This is a genomic window from Clostridioides sp. ES-S-0010-02 (genome assembly GCA_020641055.1).
Taxonomy (GTDB): domain Bacteria; phylum Bacillota; class Clostridia; order Peptostreptococcales; family Peptostreptococcaceae; genus Clostridioides.
This window is the reverse complement of sequence record CP067345.1, coordinates 3,167,593-3,181,348: the sequence shown is the minus strand read 5'-3', so window position 1 is coordinate 3,181,348 and position 13,756 is coordinate 3,167,593. Positions and strand designations below refer to the sequence as shown.

13 protein-coding genes are annotated in these 13,756 nt (G+C 29.6%); all 13 read left to right on the top strand.

Translation table 11 applies throughout. The features are described from left to right. Positions 1-357 precede the first annotated feature (357 nt). The 13 genes from JJC01_14865 (at position 358) to JJC01_14805 (ending at position 13,488) form a co-directional block, all read left to right on the top strand. Positions 358-1,554: an acetate kinase gene (locus JJC01_14865; GenBank protein ID UDN57448.1), complete on the top strand. Its 1,197-nt coding sequence runs from the start codon at positions 358-360 to the stop codon at positions 1,552-1,554. Between the two features lie 92 nt (positions 1,555-1,646). Next, positions 1,647-2,171: a DUF177 domain-containing protein gene (locus tag JJC01_14860; GenBank protein UDN57447.1), complete on the top strand. Its 525-nt coding sequence runs from the start codon at positions 1,647-1,649 to the stop codon at positions 2,169-2,171. A gap of 24 nt (positions 2,172-2,195) precedes the next feature. Continuing rightward, positions 2,196-2,372 carry a 50S ribosomal protein L32 gene (rpmF, locus tag JJC01_14855; protein UDN57446.1) on the top strand — a complete coding sequence of 59 codons (177 nt, stop codon included), beginning with the start codon at positions 2,196-2,198 and terminating at the stop codon, positions 2,370-2,372. Positions 2,373-2,573: 201 nt separating this feature from the next. Next, positions 2,574-3,131 (top strand): transcription factor FapR, encoded by a 558-nt coding sequence (fapR, locus tag JJC01_14850; protein UDN57445.1) that lies wholly within the window; start codon positions 2,574-2,576, stop codon positions 3,129-3,131. A 10-nt stretch (positions 3,132-3,141) separates the two neighbouring features. After that, positions 3,142-4,164 (top strand): phosphate acyltransferase PlsX, encoded by a 1,023-nt coding sequence (plsX, locus tag JJC01_14845; GenBank protein ID UDN57444.1) that lies wholly within the window; start codon positions 3,142-3,144, stop codon positions 4,162-4,164. Between the two features lie 25 nt (positions 4,165-4,189). Continuing rightward, entirely contained in the window at positions 4,190-5,176 is a 987-nt protein-coding gene (locus tag JJC01_14840; protein ID UDN57443.1) for a ketoacyl-ACP synthase III, read from the top strand. A gap of 106 nt (positions 5,177-5,282) precedes the next feature. Continuing rightward, complete coding sequence (fabK, locus tag JJC01_14835) at positions 5,283-6,212, top strand: enoyl-[acyl-carrier-protein] reductase FabK (GenBank protein UDN57442.1); 930 nt, start codon at positions 5,283-5,285, stop codon at positions 6,210-6,212. A gap of 15 nt (positions 6,213-6,227) precedes the next feature. Further along, entirely contained in the window at positions 6,228-7,178 is a 951-nt protein-coding gene (gene fabD / locus JJC01_14830; GenBank protein ID UDN57441.1) for an ACP S-malonyltransferase, read from the top strand. After that, on the top strand, positions 7,178-7,927 hold the full coding sequence (gene fabG / locus JJC01_14825) for a 3-oxoacyl-[acyl-carrier-protein] reductase (GenBank protein UDN57440.1): 750 nt from the start codon (positions 7,178-7,180) through the stop codon (positions 7,925-7,927). Before fabD ends, fabG begins: the two co-directional genes overlap by 1 nt. Positions 7,928-8,003: 76 nt before the next feature. Next, positions 8,004-8,228 carry an acyl carrier protein gene (gene acpP / locus JJC01_14820; GenBank protein UDN57439.1) on the top strand — a complete coding sequence of 75 codons (225 nt, stop codon included), beginning with the start codon at positions 8,004-8,006 and terminating at the stop codon, positions 8,226-8,228. A 28-nt stretch (positions 8,229-8,256) separates the two neighbouring features. Continuing rightward, entirely contained in the window at positions 8,257-9,495 is a 1,239-nt protein-coding gene (gene fabF / locus JJC01_14815) for a beta-ketoacyl-ACP synthase II (GenBank protein ID UDN57438.1), read from the top strand. 243 nt (positions 9,496-9,738) lie between these two features. Beyond that, complete coding sequence (locus JJC01_14810; GenBank protein UDN57437.1) at positions 9,739-11,457, top strand: GGDEF domain-containing protein; 1,719 nt, start codon at positions 9,739-9,741, stop codon at positions 11,455-11,457. Between the two features lie 30 nt (positions 11,458-11,487). Beyond that, positions 11,488-13,488, top strand: a complete 2,001-nt coding sequence (locus JJC01_14805; protein UDN57436.1) for a sigma 54-interacting transcriptional regulator — start codon at positions 11,488-11,490, stop codon at positions 13,486-13,488. The last annotated feature ends 268 nt before the right edge of the window (positions 13,489-13,756 follow it).

Below are 13,756 nucleotides of genomic sequence, written 5' to 3'. Positions count from 1 at the left end.
AAAAATTTGTTAAAATGTAGAAATACTACATAATAAGAAATCAGTTAAGTGTTATTAAAATAACTTTATTAAGCCTTTATATTATATTATTATAGCAAATGGGAAAGAATAATCTACATTAAGTTAATTTGTTAATAAATTGTTATTAAAACACACAATTTGCCATAGTAGAAATATGATATAATATAAAAAAAAGTATATACTTTTATATTAAAAGGTGATATATTATTTATGAAAATCGTTTAATGTATACAATAATATATCTATGACAAAATAATAAAATATAAGTTTTTAGACATTTATTATGAATCAAAATTGATTACATATCATTTATAAAAATCTAAGGAGGAAATAATAATGAAAATATTAGTATTAAACTGTGGGAGTTCTTCATTAAAATATCAATTAATAGATATGAGTAATGAAGAAGTTTTATGTATAGGATTAGTTGAAAGAATAGGAATCGAAGGTTCTATACTTAAACATGAAAAAGCAGGAAGAGATGATAAATACATTGTTGAACAACCAATGAAAGACCATAAAGATGCAATAGCATTAGTATTAGAAGCTGTTGCTCACCCAGAATTTGGTGCAGTTAAAGAAATGAAAGAAATAGATGCAGTAGGGCATAGAGTTGTTCATGCTGGAGAAAAATTTGCAACTTCAGTAGTAATAACTCCAGAAGTAGAAGAAGCTTTAAAAGAATGTATAGATTTAGCTCCACTTCATAATCCAGCAAACATAATGGGAATTGATGCTTGTAAGGCTATACTTCCAGGTGTACCAATGGTAGGAGTATTTGATACTGCTTTCCATCAAACAATGCCTAAATCTTCATACTTATATGGTTTACCTCATGAATTATATACTAAATATGGAGTAAGAAGATATGGGTTCCATGGAACTTCTCATAACTATGTATCTCAAAAAGCAGCAGAGATGTTAGGAAAAGATATAAAAGACTTAAAAATAGTAACTTGTCACTTAGGAAATGGTGCTTCTATAGCTGCTGTTGATGGTGGAAGATGTATAGATACATCTATGGGATTCACTCCATTAGAAGGATTAATAATGGGAACTAGATGTGGAGATATAGACCCTGCTATACTACCTTTCTTAATGAGAAAAGAAGGTTTAGATGCTGATGGATTAGATAAATTAATGAACAAGGAATCTGGAGTATATGGAATGACTGGAATTTCTAGTGATTTCAGAGATATAGAAGATGCAGCTAAAAATGGAGATGAAAGAGCTCAAGCAACATTAGAAGCTTATGTTAAAAAAGTACAAAAGTATATAGGTGCTTATGCTGCTGAAATGAATGGATTAGATGTTGTAGTATTTACTGCTGGTGTAGGTGAAAATGGAAAGGCTATAAGAGCAGACATAGCTTCTAATATGGAGTTCTTAGGAATGAAACTAGATAAGGAAGCTAATGATGTTAGAGGAAAAGAAACAGTAATATCTACTGCTGACTCTAAAGTAAAAATGCTTTTAATACCAACTAACGAAGAATTAATGATAGCTAGAGATACATTAAGATTAGTAAAATAATTTAATTAAACTTATGCCTATCAAGTAAAAATACTTGACAAACAAATGCTAGATTTGTATAATAAATTTGGTGATATGTTGAGGTGAACTTAATGAAAGTTAGCATAGAAAAAATAAATAGAAAAGAAACTGACAAAATAGACTTGAATTTTTGTGAAAAAATTGATACTATTAGTTATTGTGATGAGATTTACAAATTAGTATCACCTGTAAATTTAAAAGGTAAAGTATCAAAGACTAATAAAGGTTTGTATCTAGATATAGATGTTAATTTTACAATTGTTGACAATTGTTCAAGATGTCTTAAAGAAGTAGAAATACCATTAGAGTATTCTATACAAGGTTTTTTAGTAAAAGAAGAAGATTATGATGAAGATGAATTTGAGGAGTTTGATCCTTTTATATTTGATGGTGAAGAAATCGACCTTATTGATATAATAGAACAGACATTAGATTTTAATTTGCCTCATAAAGTTCTTTGTAGTGAAAACTGTAAAGGTCTTTGTCAAGGATGCGGAGCAAACTTAAATAAAGAAGAATGTTCTTGCAGTGAAATTACAAACGATGAGGAATACATAGATCCTCGTTTTGCTAAATTAAAAGATTTATTTAATTAAATTTTGACTAAGGAGGTGGCGTAAATGGCAGTACCAAAGCGTAAAACGTCTAAATCAAACACAAAAATGAGAAGAGCAGCTAACTCAAAGATGGAAGCAACAGGATTTGTAAGTTGCCCACAATGTCATGAGCCAAAATTACCACATAGAGTGTGTCCAGACTGTGGATATTATAAAGGTAAAGAAGTTGTATCTAAGTAATAGCTTCTAAAAAACATGTAGAGTGTACTCTACATGTTTTTTTTGTACATATAAAAAAGATGATTTACTAGAGAAATAAATGGATTTTATGCATATTAAAAATTAGAAAAATAATAATATAAGTATTGAAAATTTTTGTGTGTTACTATATACTACTATTAGTAGCTGGTACTAATTACAGCTATAAAATTTGGAGGGAACATGAAAAAGAAGAGTAAAGCCCAAAGACAACAAGAGCTTATAGATATGCTAAAGACTGATCCTTTTTATACTGATGAAGAATTATCAAGTTTGTTTAATGTTAGTATACAGACAATAAGATTAGATAGAATGAGTCTAAACATACCAGAGCTAAGAGAAAGAGTCAAATCAATAGCAGAAACTCAGAGTTCAAAAGTAAAGACTTTAGGAGTAAAGGAAATTACAGGCGAAATCATTGATTTATCTGTAGGGCAATTAGGTATATCTATGTTAGAAGTTACAGAGGACATGATTTACTCTAAAACTAATACTTTGAAAGATACGTATATATTTTCTCTAGCAGATTCATTAGCAATGGCTATAATAGATGCACCTAAAGTTATTATGAGAGTTGCAAATGTAAAATGTTTTAAGTTGATAGAACAACAAGACAGACTTATAGCAAAAGCAGAAGTGTATAGAAATATAGACAAAAAGCATTATGTAAAAGTTGTTATCAACAATAAAGCCCAAGAGCAAATATTTAGAGGGAAGTTTATCTTTGAAGAGTTAGATTAGGAGGAAAATCATGAAAATAGTAATAGATGGAATGGGTGGAGATAATGCACCAAAATCTAATGTAGAAGGCGCAGTAAATGCTATAAAAGAATATCAAGTAGATTTAATAATCACAGGAGATAAAGATTTATTAGAAAAGGAATTTTCAAATTATGAATTTGATAAAAATAAACTAGAAATAGTTCATACTACTGAGATTATAGAAAATGAAGATAAACCAGTTAAGGCTATAAGAAGCAAAAAAGATTCATCTATGGTAGTAGCATTAAACCTCGTAAAAGAAGGTAAGGCAGATGCTATAATATCAGCTGGAAACACAGGAGCTTTACTTGCTGGTGGATTATTTGTAGTCGGTAGAATAAAAGGAATTGATAGACCTTGCTTATGCTCAGCAATACCAAATGTAAAGCGAGGAATGACACTTATAGCAGACTGTGGTGCGAATGCAGATTGTAAATCTAAGAATCTAGTTGAATTTGCAGCTATGAGTAATATTTACTCAAGAAAAGTGTTGGGACTTGAAAATCCTAAAGTGGCACTAGCAAATGTTGGACTAGAAGAAGGTAAAGGCAATGATTTAGTTAAAAAATCATATGAGGAAATTAAAAAATTAGATTTAAATTTTATAGGGAATGTAGAAGCTAGAGAGGTTATAAATGCATATACAGATATAATTATTTGTGATGGATTTACAGGTAATATATTACTTAAATCTGCTGAAGGGGTAGCCCTTTCAGTTATGAGTCTTATAAAGGAAACTTTTATGGCTAGTACAAAAAGCAAAATAGGAGCATTACTTATAAAAGATGATTTAAAAAAATTAAAGAGTTTTATAGATTATTCTGAGTATGGTGGAGCTCCACTTCTAGGATTAAATGGAGGAGTTATAAAGGCTCATGGTAGCTCTGATGCTAAAGCTATAAAAAATGCTATAAATCAAGGTATAAAATTTACAAAAGGAAAAGTTGTTGAGGATATCAATCAATTTATAAGTAAATATAATGAAGAAAATAAAAATAACGAAGATGAATAAACTCGTTTTGGAGGTTTAATATATAATGAATACAAAGGCTGGAATATTAGGTGTGGGAAGTTATCTACCTGAGAAATCATATGATAATTTTCACTTCGAAAAAATAATGGATACATCAGATGAGTGGATAAGCACTAGAACTGGTATTAAGGAAAGAAGATTTGTAGAAGATAATGAAGCAACTTCTGACCTAGCATCTAAGGCTGCTTTAAAAGCTATAGAGTGTGCAAAGTTAAATGTAGAGGACATAGAGTTGATTATTTTGGCAACAATTACTCCTGATATGTCTTTGCCTTCAACTGCATGTATAGTACAAGAAGCAATAGGAGCAGTGAATGCTACTGCATTTGATATATCAGCAGCTTGTTCTGGATTTGTATATGGAGTAACTATTGCAAAGCAATTTGTGGAAACTGGTTGTTATAAAAATGTACTTGTAATAGGAGCAGAAACTTGCTCAAAGTTTCTAAACTACAATGATAGGTCAACAGCAGTATTATTTGGAGATGGTGCTGGAGCAGCTGTTATTGGACCTGTAAGTGAAGGCGGAATCCTATCTACACATATGGGTTCTGATGGTAGGGGAAAAGATTGTTTAAAGATACCTGCTGGAGGTTCAAGACTTAGAGCAAGTAAAGATACTGTAGAAGCTAATCTACATACAATAGAGATGGCAGGTAGCGATGTATTTAAGTTTGCAGTTAGAAAGATGGCAGAAACATCTTTAACAGCTCTTGAAAAAGCAAATTTAAATACAACTGATATAGACTATCTAATACCACATCAAGCTAATATAAGAATAATACAAGCTTCTTCTAAGAGATTAGGGCTTGATATGAATAAGGTTTATGTAAATATAAATAAGTATGGAAATATGTCTGCTGCATCTATACCTGTTGCGCTAGATGAAGCATATAAAGAAGGAAAAATCAAAAAAGGTGATAATGTAGTTTTAGTTGGCTTTGGTGGAGGTTTAACTTGGGGAGCTTCAGTTGTTAAGTGGACTTTATAGTACAAAACATCTAAAATTCTTTAATTAACAAAATTAGCTTTATCTAAAAATTAAAGTTAATTTACAATAAAAAGTTTACTTTTGATTTTAAGTGAAGGAGAATGATATGAATAAAATTTGCAAACTGTTAAATATAAAATACCCAGTTATCCAAGGGGGAATGGCATGGGTAGCTACTGCATCATTAGCAAGTGCTGTATCTAATGCAGGTGGACTTGGAATAATAGCAGCAGGAAATGCACCAAAAGAAGCTATAAAGGAAGAAATTGTTAAATGTAAAGAATTAACAGATAAACCTTTTGGTGTAAATGTAATGCTTATGTCACCATTTGTAGATGATATAATAGATTTAATTATAGAAGAGAAGGTTCAAGTTATTACTACTGGCGCTGGAAATCCTGCAAAGTATATGGACAGATTAAAAGAAGCTGGAACAAAAGTTATACCTGTAGTACCAACAATAGCTTTAGCGCAAAGAATGGAAAAGTTAGGAGCTACAGCAGTAATAGCTGAAGGGACAGAAGGTGGAGGACACATAGGAGAGCTTACTACTATGGTTTTAGTTCCACAAGTTGCTGATGCTGTTAATATACCTGTAATAGCAGCAGGAGGTATTGTAGATGGTAGAGGTATTGTTGCTTCATTTGCACTGGGTGCGAATGCAGTTCAAGTAGGAACTAGATTTATTTGTAGTGAAGAGTGTTCTGTACATTTAAACTACAAAGAATTAGTGTTAAAAGCAAAAGATAGAGATGCAATTGTTACAGGAAGAAGCACAGGTCATCCAGTAAGAACATTAAAAAATAAATTATCAAAAGAATTCTTAAAGATGGAACAAAATGGAGCTACTCCTGAAGAATTAGACCAAAAAGGTACAGGTGCTTTAAGATTTGCAACAGTAGATGGAGATATAGAAAAAGGTTCATTTATGGCAGGTCAAAGTGCTGCTATGGTAAAAAAAATAACACCTTGTAAAGAAATTATAGAAACTATGGTAAATCAAGCAAAAGAGATTATGCCAGGCATAGAACTGTAAATCAGGAGGAGCATGATGGGAAAAGTTGCACTAGTATTTCCTGGTCAAGGAGCCCAGTATGTAGGGATGGCTAAGGATTTATATGAAAATAACGAGGTTGCCAAAAATGTGATAGACGAGGCTTGTAGTGCCTTAAATATAGATTTAAAAAAGCTTATGTTTGAGGGTAGTGAAGAAGAACTTTCTAAAACTGAAAATACTCAACCAGCTATGGTTACACATAGTGTAGCTGTACTAAAAGCGATACAATCAAAAATAGATTTAAAATATGATGCATGTTTAGGTTTATCTTTAGGAGAATATAGTGCATTAGTTGCAGCAGATGCAATTGATTTTAAAGATGCTGTATGCCTAGTTAAAAAAAGAGGTAAATTTATGCAGGAAACAGTCCCAACAGGGGTTGGAGCCATGGCAGCGATTTTAGGTTTAGATAGAGAAATATTAGGAAGTGTTGTAAAAGACATACAAGGAGGGATTGTAGAAGTAGCAAATTACAATTCTCCTGGTCAGATAGTTATATCTGGTGAAAATGAAAAGATAGAAGAAGCAATGGTAAAATGTAAAGAGGCAGGAGCAAAAAGAGCTGTTAAATTAAATGTAAGTGGGCCTTTCCACTCATCAATGTTAAGAGAAGCTGGAGTAAAACTAGCTAGTGAATTAGACAAAGTTAATATAACTAAGCCTAAAGTTGATGTAGTAGCAAATGTAAATGCAGATTACTATGAAAATGAAGGTAAAGACTTGCTTATAAAACAAGTAAGTTCTTCTGTACTTTGGGAAGATTCTATAGAAAGATTATTAAATGATGGGTATGATACTTTTATAGAAATGGGACCAGGAAAAACTTTAAAAGCATTTATTAAGAAGATAGCCTCTAATAAAAAAGCAAGTGTGAATATTTACAATATAGATGGTATAGATTCTTTAAATGAATTTGTACAAGATTATGGAAATGGAGAGATATAATGATAAATCTTACAGGACAAGTAGCAATTGTTACTGGTGGCTCTAGAGGTATAGGGAGAGAAATAGCAAAGAAACTAGCATCTCTTGGAGCTGATATAGTAATCAATTATACTTCTAAAGAGGATGAAGCCCTAAAAACTAAAAGTGAAATAGAAGGTATGGGTGTAAAATGTACTTCTATAAAATGTGATGTATCTAAATCTGATGAAGTAAATCAAATGATGGACTCTATTATAAAAGAGTTTGGAAAAATTGATATATTAGTTAATAATGCAGGTATAACTAAAGATGCATTACTTATGAGAATGAAAGAAGAAGATTTTGATAGAGTTATAGATATAAATTTAAAAGGTGTATTTAATTGTACAAAAGCAGTTATTAAACCTATGATGAAAAAGAAATATGGTAGAATAATAAATATGACTTCAGTAGTTGGAATCATGGGAAATGCAGGTCAAACTAATTACTGTGCATCAAAAGCTGGCGTGATTGGATTTACAAAATCTTCTGCAAGAGAATTAGCATCAAGAAATATAAATATAAATGCAGTGGCACCAGGATTTATAGAAACAGATATGACTAAAGTACTAAGTGATGAGGTAAAAGAATCAACACTATCAAATATACCAAAAAAATCTTATGGTAAACCAGAAGATGTAGCCAATGCTGTAGCATTTTTAGTTAGTGATATGTCAAGTTATATAACAGGACAAGTGTTAAATGTAGATGGTGGAATGGTAATGCAATAATAAAAAATAATACTTTAAAAAGTAGAGAAATCTATTTAAAATAAAAATTAAAATAAAAAATCTTAGGAGGAACACAATGTTTAATAAAGTTGTAGAAATAATAATAGAACAATTAGGAGTAGAAGATAAAGAAATAACTATGGAAACATCATTAATGAAAGATTTAGAAGCAGATTCATTAGATGCAGTAGAAATAATAATGGCACTTGAAGATGAATTTGGTATAGAAATACCAGATACAGAAGCAGAAAACTTCAAATCTATAGGGGACATAGTTAACTATATAGAAGCTAACAAATAGTCGAGCTTTAAAAAAGTGGAGGTATCAGATGAATAAAAGAGTAGTAATAACGGGACTTGGATGTGTTACACCATTGGGAACAGGAAAAGAAGAGTTCTGGAACAATATAAAATCTGGAGTATCTGGTATAGATAAAATAACTAATTTTGATGCTAGCACATATCAAACTCAAATAGCAGGAGAAGTTAAGAATTTTCATCCAGAGGAATATATAAGCAAAAAAGAATTAAAGAGATTAGATAAATTTGCTCAATTTGCAATAGTTTCTGCAAAATTAGCAGTTGAAGATGCAAATCTTGATTTAGATAAAGTTGATAGAGAACGTGTTGGAGTTATAATAGGCTCTGGTATAGGTGGGGTTGAAGCAATAGAAACTCAACATAAAATTCTTTTAGAAAAAGGAAACAAAAGAGTAAGTTCACTATTTGTACCTATGATGATAGGAAACATGGCAGCAGGTCAAGTTTCAATATTTTTAGGAGCAAAAGGACCTAATACTAATGTATGTACAGCTTGTGCATCAGGAACTCATTCAATAGGTGATGCCTTTAAGGTTATACAAAGAGGAGATGCAGATATTATGGTAGCAGGAGGCTCTGAAGCTGCTGTAACAGGACTTGCATTTGCTGGATTCTGTAATATGAAGGCTATGTCAACTAGAAATGATGACCCTAAAACTGCATCACGCCCATTTGACAAGGACAGAGATGGATTTGTAATGGGAGAAGGAGCAGGTATTGTTATATTAGAAGACTTAGAACATGCTTTAGCAAGGGGTGCAAAAATATATGCAGAAGTAGTAGGATATGGTTTAACTGCTGATGCATATCATATGACAACTCCAGCTGAAAATGGAGAAGGAGCAGCTAGGTCTATGAATATGGCTTTAAAAGATGGAAATGTTCCACTAGAAGAAGTAGATTATATAAATGCTCATGGAACTTCAACTTATTATAATGACCTATATGAAACTATGGCTATAAAAACTGTATTTGGAGAAAATGCATATAATTTATGTGTATCATCGACAAAATCTATGACTGGTCATTTATTAGGAGCATCAGGTGCAATAGAAGCAGTTGTTTGTGCAATGAGTATAGAAGATAATTTTGTACCTCCAACTATAAATATACAAGAAGTTGGCGAAGATTTAGATTTAGATTATGTTCCAAATAAAGGTAAAGAAAAAGATATTAGATATGCACTATCAAATTCTTTAGGTTTTGGTGGGCATAATGCTACAATTGTACTAAAAAAATATGTATAAATAAATGACAAATATTAAAAATAACATTAAAAAACAAGCACTTGTTTTTGACCTTATAAATTTATATTAACTAAATTAAAAGTCCCCTAAATTAGAATAAATGTCTAATTTAGGGGACTTTTTTATTAAAATTTAATTCTAGCACATGTTGTAAATCATTTTGATATATTGTATCATAAATTATTGAGAGGTTATATATATGCAAGTTTTCATTCTACAATATACAGAAGGAGGGCTAAAATTTTGAATTTTAGACTACCAAAGAAAAGTTTACCCAAAAAGATAATTTTTATAGCTATAATACTTATTAGTATTATTTTGTTTATAGGGTATGATCAAAATGGACTTAAAGAAAGAGAAATTATAAATAAGGGAAAATATATGTCTGAAAGTCTTGTGTCGGATAAGAAGTATGATGAAGCAAAAAAAATGGTCAAAACTTCTTTTGAATCTATCCCAGAAAAAAAATACAATAAAGTATATAATGAAGTTTGGGATATGTTAAAGACTATTTCATATGTCCCAGATGGAACGAAGATAATTATTGATTCGTTAGAAAAGATGAGAACATCAGATGTAAAATTATCTGATGAGTGTAGATTTAGTATAGAGAAAAGACTAGCATCAGTGTACATAATGGATAATAATTATTCTAGCGCAGTAGATTTAACTGTAAAGTCTATAAAATTAGCTGAGAAATTAGGGGATAATTATGAAAAAGCAAGACTAGATGTTGATTTGGCGAGCATACTTTTAAAGGTAGGTGGATATGAAACAGGAGAAAAATTAATAAAGGATTCTTTTAAGATAGATGTTGATGAAGATGAAAAAAATGGAATGGTTAGATTATATGCTCTTATAAATTTAGCAGAAATATATGTAGAGTTGGGAGAATATGATAAAGCCATTGAAACATGTAGCAATGTAAAAGACTATAAAAAGTTTGTAAACATAGATGATTACAATGATTTTGAAATAATGGCTTCTATAATGCAGGCAAATGCACATGTAGGAAAAAATGAGATATCAAAGGCAATGACTCTTTTAGAAAGAGCTGATTATCTTATAAAATATGATAAATCAATTCATATATTAGATAAAGGTATGTATTACTATATGGCAATGGGAAATTTGGAATATAAAAGTAAAAACTATGATTCTGCAATAGATAACTATAAAAAAAGCCTAGAGATATCTACTAAAAGAAAGTTAACTCAAGAGAAAATAAAAACCTTAAATGAAATATTGAATATATATGAGAAACAAGGGAATGTAAACTCTGTAAATAAGTACCAGAAGATATTAATAAATGAATATAAAGAGAGCAAAAGTATAAGAGATTCGGAAATTAGTTTTTATATAATTGATAAGGTATCACGTGAAAGTGAGTTTTTTGAAAAAAGTAAAAAAGAAATTAAGTCTTATAAAATATTATTTAGTGTAATTTTAATTATTACATTAGGTTCTACTTTTTTATATAATAGATTGAAGTACTTTAAAGCACAAAATTTACATGATGGACTTACAAATGTTTATAATAGGAAAAGTTTTGATATTATGTATAATAAGTACAGAGAAAAAGATGATAACTTTGCACTTGTAATGATAGATATAGATAATTTTAAACTTATAAATGATAATTATGGACATAAATTTGGAGACGTTGTCATAAAGGGCATAGTAAATACTATTTGTGTTATGCTTGAGCAAGAAGATAAAGTATTTAGATATGGTGGAGAAGAGTTTTCTGTATTGATAAGAGATAAATCTGGTGAAGAAGTGTTTGATATAATTGACAATATAAGAAATGCAATTGAAAATAAAAAATGGGGTGAAGATGTGACTGTGACTATAAGTGCAGGTATAGCCCATGTCTCTGATAGCAAAAACATATTAGAAGAAGCTGATAAAAATCTATATAAAGCAAAACAGCTTGGAAGAAATAAAGTAGTGTACAAATAATTGTATATTATATAGATATGAGGTATAAATATGAAGCAGTCAATAGCTATAGTAACAGATAAGATAACTAAACTATCATCTTTCTTGGAAGAAAATATACGATTAGTTTTAGAAAATTATCTTGATATAAATCATTATTATTTAGAAAATTTAAAAGATGATGATAAAATACAAGGTGATTTTGTTTTAGTAATGAATGATGACAGATTAAATAGCATGAGAAAGCATTTAGTACAAGATAGTAAAATTATAGTTGTGAGAAGAACTCTTAAAGAAAAAGAAATATATGGATTGTTTTCAATACCATATGGAACAGAAGTATTAGTTGTAAATGACACAAAAGAAACTACTTTAGAAACAATAAGTCTGTTTTATAAGATAGGAGTAAAAAATTTAAAGCTTACTCCATATATTGAAGGACAAACCTATGAAAATATAGATATAGCCATAACACCTGGAGTAACCCAAAAAGTACCAAATTATATAAATAAGGTAATTGATTTAGGAAATAGATACATTGATATATCTACTTTTATAGAGATAATAAATGGGCTTAAAATTGATGTGAAGGAAATAAGAAAAAATCTGATGGTATATTCTGAACGTCTAATAAGCTTAGATAATGGTGTCAAAGACAATTATAGACAATTATTTCTAAAAATAGAAGAACAAGATGTTATATTAAATTTGTCAAAGGATGGAATAATATTTACTTCAACAGATGGTGTTGTAAATACATTTAATAAAGAAGTATTAAAAATTTTAGGTATAGACAGAAATATACGAGGAAAAAACATAAAAGATATTATCTCTAAAGATTTGGATATTTTACTTGAAGATAAAGAAATTGCTGATGAAGTTGTATTTACAAATAAGAAATATATAAATGTAAATAAAAAAAATATATTTTCTATGGGTAATAAAGCTGGTATATACTACAATTTACAAGAAATAACCTATATAAAAAAATTAGAACAAAATCTTACCAATAAATTAAGAGAGCAAGGTCAAATAGCAAAGTACACATTCAAAGATATAAAAACTAAGAATAAGAGGATGACAAAGTGTATAGAGTTAGCTAAAAAAATATCTAAATCAGACCTTTCTGTTTTAATAATAGGAGAGAGTGGAACTGGTAAAGAATTATTATCCCAATCAATTCACAATAACTCTAATAGAAGTAATCAGCCTTTTATAGCAGTTAATTGCGCTGCAGTTCCAGATAGCTTATTAGAAAGTCAGTTATTTGGCTATGAAAAAGGCTCTTTTACAGGAGCATTAAGAGAAGGGAAAAAAGGTCTATTTGAACTTGCAAACAATGGAACTATATTTTTAGATGAGATTGGAGATATGCCTCCATTATTACAGACAAAATTACTTAGAGTACTTCAAGAAAAACAAGTTATGCCTATAGGCTCCCACAATGTTATAAATATAGATGTTAGAATTATAGCTGCGACAAATAAAAATTTACCTAAAATGATTAGAGAAGGTAAATTTAGAGAAGATTTGTATTATAGATTGAATGTACTACCAATAGACATACCATCATTGAGGGAGAGAAAAGAAGATATAATAACTCTCATGAATTTCTTTTTGGAAAAGGACATAAAAATTTCTCCTGAAGTTGAGGTTATTTTAGAAAAATACAATTGGCCAGGAAATATAAGAGAGTTGCAAAATGTTGCTTCTTATGTAAGTTTAATGTGTGAAAGTATGGTTTTTAAAGATGACCTTCCACCTTATATAAAGACAGAATATATTAGTAGCTTTGATGATGGGGTTAGTTATACAAAAAAAGAATTTGAGTATATACTTAGAATACTATATGAAAGAAAAGATTTAACTTCTGGAGTTGGAAGAGGCTTTATAATAGAAAAACTTACAGAGGAGGGTATTGAAATATCTGAAAGTAAAGTAAGAAAAGTATTGTCTTATTTGAGTGAGTGTGGATACATATCATCTAAATCTGGAAGATGTGGAAGTCAAATAACACAAGAAGGTATAAAGTTTTACAATAATATAAATTAGGTATATTAAAGTAAAAGATTCTAAATAGAAATATCTTAGAACTTGGAAAGATATATATAAAAGTTAAACCATCTTATGCTCAAATTAACATTTAATACTATATATTAAAAGCATATAAAAATAAATTAAATATAAATAGGTTTAGACAATAGGTTTAGATAGGTAATAGGTTATAAGTAAATAACCCATTACCTATTTTTATTTGCAAAAAAATTTGTATTTATATCTAAAAATAAAAAAATATTTGATGGAAGCATTGTGAATACTT